This window comes from Geobacillus uzenensis (assembly GCF_002217665.1).
Taxonomy (GTDB): domain Bacteria; phylum Bacillota; class Bacilli; order Bacillales; family Anoxybacillaceae; genus Geobacillus; species Geobacillus subterraneus.
Window position 1 is genome coordinate 276,806 of sequence record NZ_NEWL01000005.1, and the last position, 13,950, is coordinate 290,755.

The 13,950-nt window shown below is 44.8% G+C and carries 12 protein-coding genes; 11 read left to right on the forward strand and 1 reads right to left on the reverse strand.

The genetic code is table 11. The features are described 5' to 3' along the window. Positions 1 to 250: 250 nt before the first annotated feature. The 9 genes from B9L21_RS06715 (at position 251) to B9L21_RS06755 (ending at position 11,144) form a co-directional block, all read left to right on the forward strand. A complete protein-coding gene (locus B9L21_RS06715) occupies positions 251 to 3,490 on the forward strand; it encodes a BTAD domain-containing putative transcriptional regulator (RefSeq protein ID WP_063165729.1) in 3,240 nt (1,079 codons plus the stop codon). 400 nt (positions 3,491 to 3,890) lie between these two features. Then, complete coding sequence (locus B9L21_RS06720) at positions 3,891 to 5,099, forward strand: substrate-binding domain-containing protein (RefSeq protein ID WP_082816602.1); 1,209 nt, start codon at positions 3,891 to 3,893, stop codon at positions 5,097 to 5,099. Between the two features lie 82 nt (positions 5,100 to 5,181). Continuing rightward, positions 5,182 to 5,931, forward strand: coding sequence for an ABC transporter ATP-binding protein (locus tag B9L21_RS06725; RefSeq protein WP_063165730.1), 750 nt, complete (start codon positions 5,182 to 5,184; stop codon positions 5,929 to 5,931). Next, entirely contained in the window at positions 5,932 to 6,636 is a 705-nt protein-coding gene (locus tag B9L21_RS06730; RefSeq protein ID WP_063165731.1) for an ABC transporter ATP-binding protein, read from the forward strand. A gap of 17 nt (positions 6,637 to 6,653) precedes the next feature. Continuing rightward, positions 6,654 to 7,520: a branched-chain amino acid ABC transporter permease gene (locus B9L21_RS06735; RefSeq protein ID WP_063165732.1), complete on the forward strand. Its 867-nt coding sequence runs from the start codon at positions 6,654 to 6,656 to the stop codon at positions 7,518 to 7,520. 3 nt (positions 7,521 to 7,523) lie between these two features. After that, positions 7,524 to 8,510, forward strand: a complete 987-nt coding sequence (locus B9L21_RS06740; RefSeq protein ID WP_143424844.1) for a branched-chain amino acid ABC transporter permease — start codon at positions 7,524 to 7,526, stop codon at positions 8,508 to 8,510. A gap of 46 nt (positions 8,511 to 8,556) precedes the next feature. Next, positions 8,557 to 9,417, forward strand: a complete 861-nt coding sequence (locus B9L21_RS06745) for an alpha/beta fold hydrolase (protein ID WP_063165733.1) — start codon at positions 8,557 to 8,559, stop codon at positions 9,415 to 9,417. Positions 9,418 to 9,437: 20 nt separating this feature from the next. Next, complete coding sequence (locus tag B9L21_RS06750) at positions 9,438 to 10,331, forward strand: alpha/beta fold hydrolase (protein WP_063165734.1); 894 nt, start codon at positions 9,438 to 9,440, stop codon at positions 10,329 to 10,331. Positions 10,332 to 10,367: 36 nt separating this feature from the next. Then, the gene (locus tag B9L21_RS06755; RefSeq protein WP_063165735.1) at positions 10,368 to 11,144 is read left to right on the forward strand and encodes a 3-hydroxybutyrate dehydrogenase; all 777 of its coding nucleotides are present in this window, start codon (positions 10,368 to 10,370) and stop codon (positions 11,142 to 11,144) included. 233 nt (positions 11,145 to 11,377) lie between these two features. Here B9L21_RS06755 and B9L21_RS06760 read toward each other — a convergent pair whose 3' ends face one another. Then, on the reverse strand, positions 11,378 to 11,905 hold the full coding sequence (locus tag B9L21_RS06760; RefSeq protein ID WP_063165736.1) for a YceI family protein: 528 nt from the start codon (positions 11,903 to 11,905) through the stop codon (positions 11,378 to 11,380). 164 nt (positions 11,906 to 12,069) lie between these two features. On the opposite strand from B9L21_RS06760, the gene B9L21_RS06765 reads away from it, so the two are divergent. Both B9L21_RS06765 and murQ read left to right on the forward strand, forming a co-directional pair. Further along, the gene (locus B9L21_RS06765; protein ID WP_063167336.1) at positions 12,070 to 12,927 is read left to right on the forward strand and encodes a MurR/RpiR family transcriptional regulator; all 858 of its coding nucleotides are present in this window, start codon (positions 12,070 to 12,072) and stop codon (positions 12,925 to 12,927) included. Between the two features lie 133 nt (positions 12,928 to 13,060). Beyond that, on the forward strand, positions 13,061 to 13,948 hold the full coding sequence (gene murQ / locus B9L21_RS06770; RefSeq protein WP_063165737.1) for an N-acetylmuramic acid 6-phosphate etherase: 888 nt from the start codon (positions 13,061 to 13,063) through the stop codon (positions 13,946 to 13,948). Positions 13,949 to 13,950 lie beyond the last annotated feature (2 nt).

The following is a 13,950-nucleotide window of genomic DNA, read 5'->3' on the forward strand; positions in this document are numbered from 1 at the left end:
CAACAATGGCATGAAAATCGAGTAGGATTTTTTCGGGCAACTGTCGAATAATCCACTATTGAGAATCTAGAGGGGCGGTGATTTAGTACAAAATAGTGCTATTCCATCTGTTTCTCAGTTAGAAAAACCTGGCGAAATCAGCCTTCTTTTTTGGCGAGATGCCGCTGATTTGCTCGTGGCAGCCATTTTTCACCGGCCTTCTAGAGATGTGCTCAGTTCAACAGGAATTGTTCATCAGAGGGGGGATTGAATGAACTATCTATCTTCAGTTATAGAGACAAAGTTTATTCCGCCTTATCTCAAGGAAACGGTGATTGTACGCCCATCCTTGATGAAAAAATTAATTCGTATGAAAAACTATCCCCTCACCATTATTCACTCGGGACCGGGTTATGGCAAAAGTACATCGTTGGCTTTGTTGCTTAGCAATTCATATACACCGTTTTGCTGGTATACGGTTTCAGAACAGGACGATAACTTTTTTCCTTTTCTTATCCATATGGTCTATTGTGTTCGTACGCTATTTCCTGATTTTGGGATGGAACTGCTGACGGTCCTTGAACAAGAGGCTTCTTCTAACTATGATCAAGAAAAAGTTGAATTTATTTGTTCAAAGTTTATTAATGAGATGAAAGCCCTTCGCGAGGAATTTATCCTTGTACTCGATGATTTTCACTTGCTTGACCGTTCGGAATGGATCAGTCGATGGATGAAACTGTTTATCGTGCACAAGCCAGCGAATGTTCATCTTGTGATCTCAAGCAGAGGCCGCCCTCCTTGGGATATTTTAGAGACGATGAAAGTCAAAGGGGAAATGTTAGAGATCACGGAGAAGGACTTAGTATTTTCGAGAGAGGAAATAGATGTCTTGTTTTCTGATTCCTACGGAATTCCTTTGGACTGGGAGACTGTCGAACAAATCTATACTATGACAGAGGGATGGATCATCGCTATCCAGATGATTTGGCACCAAATGAAAATGAAGCCGGATTATTCATTTTCTAACACTCAATCGGCCTCTATGGATGATTTATTTCGTTTTCTGGCTTTAGAAGTGTTTTTTAAGCAGCCAGACGTGGTGCGTGATTTTTTAGAGCGGACCAGTGTGTTTGAAGAATTCTCGGAATCTGTTTGTCATCTATGGTTTTCAGAGGAAGATACACGTTATATTTTAGACTACTTAATGAGGCAAAATTTATTTATCAATCCGATTAGTGAGGGACGATACCGTTATCACGCATTGTTCCGGGAATTTCTGCAATCACAAATCAGTAAAAAGGCAGACGTTTTTTATCATACTCATCAACAAGCTGCTGATTATTATATTCGTTCGCAAAACTACGAAAAAGCGATCCTTCATTTGTTAGAGATCAAGGAGTACGAGCGGATAGCTGTCATCCTTCAGCCCAACGGCAGATCGATGTTGGAAGAAGGGAAAATCGAGACACTTCTCAAAGTTCTTCTTCAAATTCCCGAACATGTAAAAAATCAGTACTATATGCTTTGGTTTTATCAAGGGGAAATTTATCGATATCGATCACAATACGAAGAGGCCCTCGATTGCTATCGACGGATGGAAAGCAACGCGGAGATAAAAAATGATGGAATCGGCATAGGTTTAGGAGTGGAAGGGCAAGCAAGGGTATATCTTGACACGGTGCAACCGAGCAAAGCAGATCCATTGTTGAGAAAAGCCATTGTATTACTGGATCACCCACACTCTGATCAGTTTGGTGGGAATGAGAGAAAACGATCACTGTATGTTCTTATGGCTGAAAATTTGCTGAATATGGGGAATACTGTGGATGCGGAAAAGTGGTATTTACAAACGAAATCGTTCGAAGATGGTACAAAACATTTAAAAATGATTGAATTAGAAGCGCGGCTTTATTTAAGAACAGGGCGGCTTAAACAAGCAAAAGAAATTTTGAAAAACTATAGGGAAAAGCAAAACGAGCAGCTATATTTATCGAGAGCGCACCGGACGAGTGAAATTTTACTGGCGCTCATTTGTGTATATATGGGAGAAGTCGAAGAAGCAAAAAAACTGGCTGAGTCGGGAATCCTCCAGGGAATCAAATGGAAAGCACCTTTTGTTGAGGCTTGCGGATGGATGAGAAAAGGACATGCGTTGCAGTTCAATCATGTATATGAGCAAACAATGGCTATTCATTGTTATGAAACAGCCATTTGTATGATGGATGATATGAACATTTCACGCGGAAAAGCTGAGCCTTGGATGGGATTATGCTTGCTGTATGGAAGAAGCGGCTGCTATGATCTAGCATTGGAATGTGGGATGAGAGCGCTTTCGGAAACAGAAAAGGTGAAGGATATTTGGCTGTCATCATTTATTCTCCTTGCCCTAGGAATTGCGTTGTATTATAGCGGTGATATTCAAAAAGCACGACAAATGTTTCACCAATGTTTATCGATCTTTCAGCAATGCGGTTGTCAATACGGTTTAATGGTTTCATATTTTTGGATCTCGCTGCTGGAATTTGAGCAAAAAAATGAACAGGCATTTCATGCATCCTTTCAACAATGTTTGCATCTGATCGATAAACAAGATTATTCATTTTTTGTTGAGAAAAAAACATTGTTTGGTCCGAATGACTTACAAAGCATCATACCGATGTTAATGAAAGCGAAAAAACAAGGGATCGAAACACATACCGCCAGTCGATTGCTTGAACGAGTGGGAATGAAAGACGTTTCTTTTCATCCTGGCTACACGTTGAAAGTTCGCACTTTGGGAGAGTTTAAACTGTTTTTGGGACAGAAAGAAGTGAGTGAACGGGAATGGAAGCGGGAAAAGGCCAAAGAACTGTTTCAATTGTTCATTACCCGGCGCGGCCAGCTGTTGCCGCGAAGCAAAATATTATCTTTGCTTTGGAAGGACAGTCATGAAGCGGCAGCGGAACGGGATTTTAAAGTGGCGCTGAACGCGTTGAACAAAGTCATCGAACCCCATCGTAAAGCGCGTTCGGAATCATTTTTTATCGAAAGGCGGGGGGTGTTGTATGGATTAAGCAGTAAAGCGGTCATTGAAATTGATGCTGTCCAATTTCAAACGTTGATTGAAAAAGGATTGGAAGAGAGGGACCGAGACGCGGCTGCCGAAATGTTAAAACAAGGACTCGGTCTATACCAAGGCGATTATTTGCCGGATCGTCTTTATGCGGACTGGTGTGCCGAAGAGAGAGAAAGACTGCTCCTTTTATTTTTGAAGGGAGCGGAGCGGTTGGCGCAAATTAACGTGTCGCAGGAGAATTTTGATGAAGCGATTTATTGGTGTGATCAAATACTGGCTAGAGACCGTTGTTGGGAAGAAGCCTATCGGTTGTTGATGTATTGCTATTATCGGAAAAATAACCGTACTTATGCGGTCAAGCTATATAAAAAATGCTGCGAGCAATTGAAAAACGAGCTTGGTGTCGAACCGTTGGAAACGACAAAGCAAATGTTTGAAATGATTACAATGAATTGACGGCACGTTTGTCTGCGATAATATCGATTTTCACGATGTGTTCATCATCTGGGGTTATGGTATACCGCCTCCTTCCTATCTTTCATTGGCATCGCAAGCCTTGTAACGCGTTCAGGGGAGCCTCTTTCAAGGGGCACTGGGTTGTTCTCCTTGTCCAATGTGGGTGACGTACGTTCAGTCGCTTCCTAGCTCTAGCATATTACGGGCGGGGAGCGTTTTATTTTGGTGCTAGGTGTCGTCAAATCATATTTGCCTATGTGTTCCGCCGTTTAGGAGGCGGTTTTTTTGTCGACAGATGTTTGTAACTGAATTGCAACTGTTTTATCTCATAATACATTCAAACGATGTTAAACCAAAGGGGGAAGGCGAGTTGAAAAGAAGGAAAAAATTGTTTAACTGGATGGGGACTCTGGCTGTCGCTGCCCTTTTCTTCGTATCGGCATGTAGCAGCAAAACAACTGAAGACGATCAAGAGAGTGGGGGAGACACTGTCGGTCAAGGCACAATCAAAATTGGTGTGCTAGCGTCTTTAACAGGTCCGTTGGAGGCGTATGGAAAACAGACAGTTAATGGATTCGAGTTGGGGCTTGATTATGCGACAAACGGCACTCGAGAAGTAGCGGGCAAAAAAATTAAGGTTATTTACGAAGATACGGAAACGAAACCAGATACGGCGGTACAAAAGGCAACAAAGCTGTTTGAAGACGACGGTGTAGATATCCTTGTCGGTTCTAGTTCATCAGGCGATACACTTGCTGTTTTGCCGCTTGCGGAAGAATACAAAAAAGTGATGGTCGTTGAACCAGCGGTAGCCGACAGCATCACCGGCGCAAACTGGAATAAGTATATTTTCCGCACCGCTAGAAATTCCTCGCAGGATGCGATTGCCGGGGCGCAAGCGATTGCCAAGGAGGGGGGCAAAATTGCTACGCTTGCCCAAGATAATGCGTTTGGACGTGATGGTGTAGCAGCGTTCAAAAAGGCGGCCGAAAAACTAGGAGCTGATATCGTCTTGGAAGAGTACGCTGATCCGCAAGGGGTGGACTTTACTTCCAATATTCAGCGAATCATCGAAAAGAAACCGGATTATTTATTTGTGATCTGGGCTGGCGCAAATTCCCCGTGGAAACAGCTGTCCGACATGAAGGTGCAAGAAAAAGGCATTAAAATTTCAACCGGCGCTCCGGATATTGCTGCACTGAAGACGATGAACGATATTGTTGGCATGGAAGGATTTACAGTGTACCATTACACCCTTCCAAAAAACAAAGTTAACGATTGGCTTGTCGAAGAGCACAAAAAGCGGTTTAATGGCCAAGTTCCAGATTTATTCACTCCAGGAGGAATGTCGGCGGCGATCGCTATTGTGGAAGCATTGAAAAAGACAAATGGCGATGCTAGTGGAGACGCGCTCGTTAAGGTTATGGAAGGCATGACATTCGAAACCCCGAAAGGTAAGATGACGTTCCGAAAAGAAGACCATCAAGCGTTGCAGACACTGTATGCTGTTAGGTTAGAACGAAAGGAAGGATTTGATTACCCGGTTCCTGTATTGATCAGGGAGCTGACTCCTGAAGAAACGGAGCCACCGATCATGAATAACCGGTAGACATCCACAGGGGAAGGGGATTCACATGCATTGGTTTGATCCTCCCCTTCCTCCCCTCAAAATAAAACAAGGGAGTGGGAAAGTGGGAACGATTTTAGAAACGAAACAGCTGACGGTTCGTTTCGGGGATCATGTGGCTGTAGACCATGTCAGCATCCAAATTGAAGAGCATGAGGTAAAGTCCATTATCGGCCCGAACGGGGCGGGAAAAACAACGTTTTTTAACTTATTAAGCGGACAGCTAAAACCGACGCATGGCCATGTGTTTTTTAAGGGGGAAAATATTACAAACCTACCTCCAGCTTTGAGAACAAGAAAAGGAATCGGACGATCTTTTCAGATTACTAATGTTTTCCCGCAACTGACTTGTTTTGAAAATGTCCGTCTTGCTGTGCAATCCAAGTCTAGGGTGTATTTTAACTGTTTTTCGAATGCAAAACGTTTTAAGGAAATTGAAGAGAAGGCATATGAGTGGCTCGAGCTCGTCTTGTTAGACAATAAGGCGGATGAGCTGGCTGTTCATCTTGCACACGGCGAAAAGCGGAAGTTGGAAATTGCCATGCTGCTTGCGTTAGAGACAGATCTTTTGCTTTTAGACGAACCGACAGCAGGTATGTCTCTTGAAGAAGTTCCGAAAATTCTTGAGGTGATTCAAAAAATTAAAGAACAACGAAATCGAACAATTTTATTAATCGAACATAAAATCGATATGGTTCTTGATTTGTCCGATACGATTATGGTGCTTTTCAACGGACGGTTACTTGCTGATGGAAAACCGAAGGAAATTATCAAGAATGAGCAAGTTCAGTCGGCATACTTAGGGGGAATATAAATGACTCTTTTGAAAGTGGAGGGCATTCATACATTTATTCAGCAATATCATATCCTCCAAGGCGTGTCATTGGAAGCAAAAGAAGGAAGGGTGACGGTCTTACTAGGGAGAAATGGGGCAGGGAAAACAACGACATTGCGTTCGATTATGGGGTTTCACAAAGTTAGCCGCGGTACCATTTATTTCAAAAATGAGCGTGTTGACTCTTTAGCCCCGCACGAAATCGCTCGTAAAGGAATTAGTTACGTTCCAGAAGATCAGGGAATTTTTAACGGGTTGACGGTCGGAGAAAATTTATACATTGCTATGCGGAAAAATGACGAAAAAGAGTCAGAGCGGCTCGATTATGTGCTGGCTCTTTTTCCTGACCTGAAAACATTTTGGCATAAGAAGGGCGGTCATCTAAGCGGCGGACAAAAGCAAATGCTTGCTCTTGCTAGAGCATATATCCAAGACAGTCAGTTGATGCTCATCGATGAACCGAGTAAAGGATTAGCCCCGATTATGGTTGAGAAGGTTAGTGAATCGATTATGGAGATGAAAAAGAAACGAACCATTATTCTTGTTGAACAAAATTTTATGATGGCCAGTGCAATCGGCGATGATTTTTACATTATTGACAATGGACGAACGGTTTATAGCGGAAAGATGGAACAATTGAGAGAAGATAAAGAGATGTGCCGACAGTATTTAGGGATTACGTAACAGGAGGGCAGGAGTATATGGACATTGTATTCAGTTTGATCATTAACGGCTTGGCGACGGGAATGCTGCTTTTTCTGCTCGCGGCTGGCCTCAGTCTTATTTTCGGTTTAATGGATGTGCTAAACTTCGCTCACGGGGCGCTGTTCCTTTGGGGGGCGTACGCCGGAGTTTGGGTTTATACATTAACGGATCATTTTTTGTTAGGAATATTGGCTGCAGTTGCGGCGGGGGCGGTCCTCGGGGCTTTACTAGAGCGGTTCATTATTCTCCCTGTTTACGGAAATCATACTCAACAAATTTTAATCACTTTAGGTGCCATGCTTGTGTTAGGGGAGTTAGTCAAAGTATTTTGGGGACCAAATCAAATTATGGCACAACCTCCGAAATATTTGTCGGGAAGCTGGGGAATTGGTGATTTCGTCGTCATTAAATATCGGCTGTTTATTATTTTCATTGGCCTCGTTGTATTGATTGCATTGTTGCTCCTACTAAACAGGACAAAAATCGGCTTAATTGTTCGCGCCGGTGTGATGAATAAAGAGATGGTTCAAGCGTTAGGAATTAATATTCGGAATGTATTTTTGTTTGTATTTATTCTTGGAGCATCCATGGCCGGGCTTTCCGGCATCCTCCTAGGGCCGTATTCCGGAGTCATTCATTCAGGGATTGGTTTGGAGTATGGGATTTTGGCATTCATTGTGGTGGTTATTGGAGGTATGGGAAGTATCGTTGGTTCTGTATTGGCTTCGGTGCTAGTCGGGCTGGCCGGCTCATTTGCGGCGTATTATATACCGGAAATTTCAGTTGGTGTCAATATGCTGCTTATGTTACTCATTTTAATGTTTAAACCGTCAGGACTAGTCGGAGATCGGGAGGTGACATAAGAAATGCAGCCATCAAAACGCTTCTTCCTGTCGTTCTTTATTTTGTTTGCTCTCGCTATGCTGCCTTTTCTTTATGATTCCCGGACATGGCTCATATTGTTTAGCCAAATTTTTATCTTCGCTGTATTTGCTATGAGTTATGATTTGCTGCTCGGGTATACGGGGGTCGTGTCATTCGGTCATGCGATGTTTTTCGGGATTGGTGCGTATACATTCGCCCTTTTCATGAAAAAAGCAGATGAATCAACCATGTCAACCGTGCTTTTGGCTGCTCTTGTAACAATCGCCTTATCAATGATTCTTAGTTTTATCATCGGTATGCTGACATTAAGACTAAAAAATCATTATTTTGCGATGTTAACCTTAGCTGTTGCCGGCTTGCTAATGGTAGCAGCAGAAAAATGGCGTTCCTTAACAATGGGGAATGATGGGTTTACTTTTATGGTGCCAGCTCTGCTTCGGGATCGATGGTCCTTTTATTTTGTTTCTCTCTTATTTATGGTGATTTCTTATTTCTGTTTACGCCGGTTCACAGAATCTCCTCTTGGAAAAGTACTGGCAGCGATCCGGGAAAACGAGACGCGGGCCGAGTCGCTTGGTTATCGTGTGCTCTATTATAGAGTCATTGCCAACGTGGTGGCGGGCATGTTTGCCGGATTAAGCGGCATGTTATATGCGGCGAGCTTACGTTTTGTCAACACATCGGTTTTCTCGACCGAAATCACGCTTGATGCGCTGTTAATGACGATCATCGGTGGTGTTGGCACCTTAATCGGGGCAATCATTGGCTCTGGTCTTATTGAACTAGCGAAACACGGTTTGATGGGTCTAGCGAAGGTACATTGGGTTTTTGAACGCTGGATTATCTTTTTCGGGATGGTTTATATTCTTGCTGTTATGTTTTTTCCAAAAGGGATTGTCGGCACAATCAGACAATGGAGGGATAAAAAAGCAAACATCGATACAACCAACCGTGAAAAAGCAGTATGAACAATCTTTCTAACGAGGATCGAAAATTAGGAAAGGAGCTGGGGCTATGAAAGATAAAAAAATAAAAATTAATGGTATTGATCTTCATTTAGTTGATTTCGGCGGGACAGGAGAAACGATTATTTGCATCCATGGTTTAACGGCGAATAGCCGCTACTGGGATTCAGTAGCCGAGCGGTTAATAGATAGTTATCGTGTGTTGGCCATCGATTTGCGCGGACGCGGTGATAGCACGAAACCCGCATCCGGATATAATATTCGCCAGCATGTCGAGGACATTTTGCAAGTTCTGGACTTTCTCAAACTCGAAAAAGTGATTTATATGGGTCATTCCCTTGGGGCGCTGATAGGTGTCAGCTTTGCCGCCACCTATCCACAACGATTATCACGTTTAATTCTTGTAGATGGAGGGGCAAATGTTGACGAACAAGTATTTGAAAAAATCCGTCCAGCTATCGACCGGCTTGATATGGTATTTCCTGATTTTACAACTTATCTGAACGAAATGAAGAAAAACCCTTTGTTTAGTGATTGGAACGAATATGTTGAACAATATTTTTATGCTGATGTCGAGCACCGGTTTGATGGTTCTGTCTGTTCGAAAGTATGTAAGAAAGCTATCATAGAAGAATTGAATATGTTGAAGCAAACAGCAATTGATGAGTTTTATGAGCACATCAATATTCCAACTTTATTATTATGGGCTCCGGATTCTTTCGGAGATGGCAAGACGTTTATGGTGACGAAGGAAAAATGGAGACAATTAACCTCTTCTTTATCCCATAGTTATTTTGTGGAGATCGATAATGCCAATCATTACTCGATTATTTTATCGAAGTATGAACAATTGGTAGATGAAGTTAAGAAGTTTTTACAAGATACGAAGAACATTTGTTTTCAAAACTAACTCTAAAGGCAGGGGACGATATGAAACATGTAGAATTAAAATCAGTTATACTGCCTAACGGGGAAACGATCGGCTATCGAGAAAGGGAGGGAGGAGAAAAGCCTGTCCTTCTTGTCCATGGCAACATGGTTTCATCTATGCATTGGGATGTTCTGTTTGAACGGATGGACGAGGTATATAAGCTTTATGCAGTTGACTTGCGCGGCCAAGGCATTTCGACCTACAATCGCCCGATTCAGTCACTGAAGGATTTTTCGGAAGATATTAAGCAGTTGCTCGATACGCTTGGCCTAAAAAAGGTGTCCTTGGTCGGCTGGTCGATGGGTGGCGGTGTGTGTATGCAATTTGCTGCTGATTATCCTGATCAAGTAGAAAAACTTGTTTTATTGGCCTCTGTTTCTACAAGGGGATATCCGTTTTACAAAGTGGATGAGCAGGGACAACCAATCTTGACCCAGCGGTTGAGAACGAAAGAAGAAATCGCTCGCGATCCTTTACGAAGCATTCCGATTACTGATGCGTATCGAAAAAAAGATAAACATTTTTTAAGACAACTGTTTAATGTAACCATGTATGTGTGTCATCAACCTTCACCAGAAAGGTACGAAGCCTATTTAGATGAGGTGCTGAAACAAAGGAATTTACTCGATGTGTACTATGCGCTAAATTATTTTAATATTAGTCATTTTGACAATGGTCTGACTGATGGGTCAGGTGAAGTGGACCGTATTACGGCTCCCACGCTTGTTGTTTGGGGCGAACATGATGTAGTTGTCACGAAGAACATGCAGGACGAGATTGTTCATGATTTTAGGGGAAGGGCGAAGTTTACCGTATTACCCAATGCGGGACACTCACCATTTACCGACAACCCTAACGAGTTGCTGCAGCAACTGCAAAGTTTCCTTAGTTAACTGACGAAACCAATACAGCATAGGAAGGTGAGAAAGGTGATCGTTAATCGCACAGCCCTCGTCACCGGAGCGGCGCGGGGGATCGGTTATGAAGTGGCGAAAACGTTGGCAACCAACGGCGTGAACGTCGTGCTTGCCGATTTGAAGCAGGAAGAGGTGGAACAGGCGGCAGAGTCGTTGCGGCAGCTAGGTTGCGAGGTCGTCGGCGTCAAGTGTGATGTGACGGCGGAAGAAGAGGTGAAGCAAACGATCCATGAAACGGCCAAACGGTGGGGGCGCCTCGATATTGTCGTGAACAACGCCGGTTTGCAATATGTCGCCAATATCGAAGACTTTCCGACCGAGAAGTTTGAGCAGTTGATCCGCGTCATGCTCGTTGGACCGTTTTTGGCCATTAAGCATGCGTTTCCGCTGATGAAGGAGCAGCGCTACGGCCGCATCATCAACATGGCGTCGATCAACGGATTGATCGGGTTTGCCGGAAAAGCCGCCTACAACAGTGCAAAACACGGGGTAATCGGCTTGACGAAAGTGGCGGCGCTAGAAGGGGCACCGTACGGGATTACGGTGAACGCGCTTTGTCCGGGGTATGTCGACACAGAACTCGTCCGCAATCAGCTCGCTGATTTGGCGGCGACAAGAAAGGTGCCGTTGGAGAAGGTGCTCGAGGAAGTCATTTACCCGCTCGTGCCGCAGCGGCGGCTCTTGTCCGTTGAAGAAGTCGCCCATTATGTTCTCTTTTTGGCAGGCGAACAAGCGAAAGGCGTCACTGGGCAGGCGGTCGTGATCGATGGCGGGTATACGGCGCAATGAGGCGAAACAAAATGTTGGCATCGCACAGCGGTTCAAAGCTGAAAAGGGCTGACAAAGAAGGTTCAGCCTCTCCGTAGAATACGTAGTCTGAATGGTTTCGTATGCAGATCGCCGGCAAAGATGGATGGACCAAAAAGGAGATTCGCCTTCAATGCAGCATCGTGTTGTTCCGCGTGTATATAGCACAAAAGAAGGTGTCCCGTTGCTTCGGGACACCTTCTTCGCTGCACCGTTCAGCTGAGGGCAAACTCAAAGCTGGCGTTGAGTTTCACTTCTTTTCCGACAAGGAATCCGCCAGTTTCGAGTGCAACGTTCCATACTAATCCGTAGTCTTCGCGATTAATCGTTCCTTCGACGTCAAAGCCGACGGTGATGCCGCCGGTGAGCGGGTTTTTCACTTGGCCGTTGTACTCGACTTTGAACGTTTCCGTTCTCGTCACGCCGCGAATCGTCAGCTGTCCAGTCACTTCATATTCGGTGTCGGACAGTTTGCGCACCGAGTCGCTGACAAAGGTAATGGTCGGATAGTTCTCGACATCGAAAAAGTCAGCTGAGCGGAGGTGGTTGTCGCGGTCGGCGTTTTTCGTATCGATTGAAGCGGCGTCAACCGTTACCTTTACTTTCAGCGACTCCAGTTCATTCACATCGCCTTGCACGTCGACGTCAAAGTTGGCAAATTCCCCTTTTGCTTTGGAAATCATCATATGCCGGACTTGAAAAGTGATCGAGCTGTGCGCTTTGTCAAGTTGGAATGTTGTCATTGTTCTCCCCCTCTTGGTTACTTAATGATCTCATCATTAATCATAGCAAATATATATCTTGAATTCAAACATTTTTTATTCAAGTTTTTTTATGATGTAGAGTCCAAAGGGATATCCGTGATAAGATGGGGATAGCAACGGTGGCCGGAAAGGATGGGACCATGATGAGTGAAATAGGGATCTTAACGAAAATCGAACAGCAGCTTGAGCAATTGTCACCGGCGGAACAAAAAGTGGCTGCCTATCTTCTTCGCCATGCGGAGCTGATTCCAACGATGACCACCAAAGAACTGGCGCGGGCGGCTGATACAAGCGAGGCGAGTGTCATTCGCTTTTGCAAGGCGATCGGCATCGGCAGTTTTCCAGGATTGAAGCTGGCACTTGTCCGCGAGTTGGCGATGGCGGATATGAACATTAACGATTTTTCCATCATTGACAAACCGAATGCGCCGTATGAGCTGTTTATGAAAGTGACCTATGTGAATAAGGCGGCCATTGAGGCGACGACGACAACACTCGATAAGCGCGAGTTAGAAAAAGCCGCTGAGGCGATGATGAAAGCCGAGAAGGTGGTTTTTTACGGAGTAGGCGGCTCCGCGGCCGCAGCGGTGGACGCTAGTTATAAGTTTACGAAGCTTGGCTACATGGCGGTAACATCGCCTGATTTTCATACGATGCTGCCACTGGTGGCCCATTTGAAAGAAGGAGATGTGTTCGTCGCCATATCGACGTCAGGGCGGACGAAAGATGTCCTGGAGATCGCCCGGTTTGCAAAAAAGCAGCAGGCGACGGTCATTGCCATTACAAAGCTTGATCCTTCATCACCGTTATATAAGGAAGCGGATATTCGACTTGCGCTGCCGGATGTTGAGCAAGACCATCGCATTGGCAGTATGGCATCGAGAATGGTGCAGCTCAACGTGATCGATGCCTTGTATTTGATTACGTTCCATCGGGTGGGAAGCCGGGTCATTGAACGATTTCATCAAACAAGAGAAGAAGTGGTGCGGTTGCGGAGGTAAAGCGGGCCTGAGACGGGCCCGCTTTTTTGTGGGAATGTTTCAAACAAAAAAGAATAGATTGATATTTTATTTCATAAATTTATAATATAATTATGAAATATAATTTCTTAAAACGTGCAAAGAGGTGACAAAATTGCTTGAACATCTCGCGACAGAACAACGAAACGAAAAAACGAAACATTTGGATGAAATGACGACAAAAGAAATTTTGCACGTCATGAACGAGGAAGATCAGGCAGCAGTTGCCGCAGTAGCTGAGCAACTTGATTGTATTGAAAAAGTCGTCCATCTTGTCATCGCCGCATTTCGGCGCGGGGGACGGTTGATTTACGTCGGGGCGGGGACGAGCGGCCGGCTCGGATTGCTTGATGCGGTCGAATGCCCGCCGACATTTGGGACTGAACCGTCCATGGTGCAGGCGGTCCTTGCCGGAGGACCGGAAGCGATTGCGAAGGCGGTGGAAGGAGCGGAAGATGATGAAGAGGCTGCTGTTCGCGATTTACAGGCAGTCGGCTTGACGGAAAACGATGTTGTCATCGGCATTGCAGCAAGTGGCCGAACGCCATATGTGGTCAGCGCCCTTCGTTATGCCAAACAAATCGGGGCATCGACCGGAAGCATCGCCTGCAATAAAGGAGCCGCCATCAGTCAGTATGCCGATGCGGCGGTGGAAATCGAAACAGGGCCGGAAGTGTTGGCTGGTTCAACGAGGTTAAAAGCTGGGACAGCGCAAAAAATGGTGCTCAACATGATTTCTACGGCAGCGATGGTCGGTATTGGCAAAGTGTATGGGAACTGGATGGTCGATGTACAGGCGACAAATGAAAAGTTAAAAGAGCGGGCAAAGCGCATTTTAATAGAGGCGACAGGAGTCAGCGCCGAAGAGGCGTCCCACTATTATGAACAGGCCAAAGGGGAGGTGAAAACGGCGATCGTGATGATTTTGCGCCAATGCGGTTATGAAGAGGCAAAAAAACGACTGCAACAAGCAAAGGGGTTTGTGCGTAAAGCGCTTGAATAACG

Coding starts and splice junctions, on each gene's coding strand:
- B9L21_RS06715 (WP_063165729.1), top strand. CDS start 251: ATGAACTATCTATCTTCAGTTATAGAGACAAAGTTTATTCCGCCTTAT.
- B9L21_RS06720 (WP_082816602.1), top strand. CDS start 3,891: ATGGGGACTCTGGCTGTCGCTGCCCTTTTCTTCGTATCGGCATGTAGC.
- B9L21_RS06730 (WP_063165731.1), top strand. CDS start 5,932: ATGACTCTTTTGAAAGTGGAGGGCATTCATACATTTATTCAGCAATAT.
- B9L21_RS06735 (WP_063165732.1), top strand. CDS start 6,654: ATGGACATTGTATTCAGTTTGATCATTAACGGCTTGGCGACGGGAATG.
- B9L21_RS06740 (WP_143424844.1), top strand. CDS start 7,524: ATGCAGCCATCAAAACGCTTCTTCCTGTCGTTCTTTATTTTGTTTGCT.
- B9L21_RS06745 (WP_063165733.1), top strand. CDS start 8,557: ATGAAAGATAAAAAAATAAAAATTAATGGTATTGATCTTCATTTAGTT.
- B9L21_RS06750 (WP_063165734.1), top strand. CDS start 9,438: ATGAAACATGTAGAATTAAAATCAGTTATACTGCCTAACGGGGAAACG.
- B9L21_RS06760 (WP_063165736.1), bottom strand. CDS start 11,905: ATGACAACATTCCAACTTGACAAAGCGCACAGCTCGATCACTTTTCAA.
- B9L21_RS06765 (WP_063167336.1), top strand. CDS start 12,070: ATGAGTGAAATAGGGATCTTAACGAAAATCGAACAGCAGCTTGAGCAA.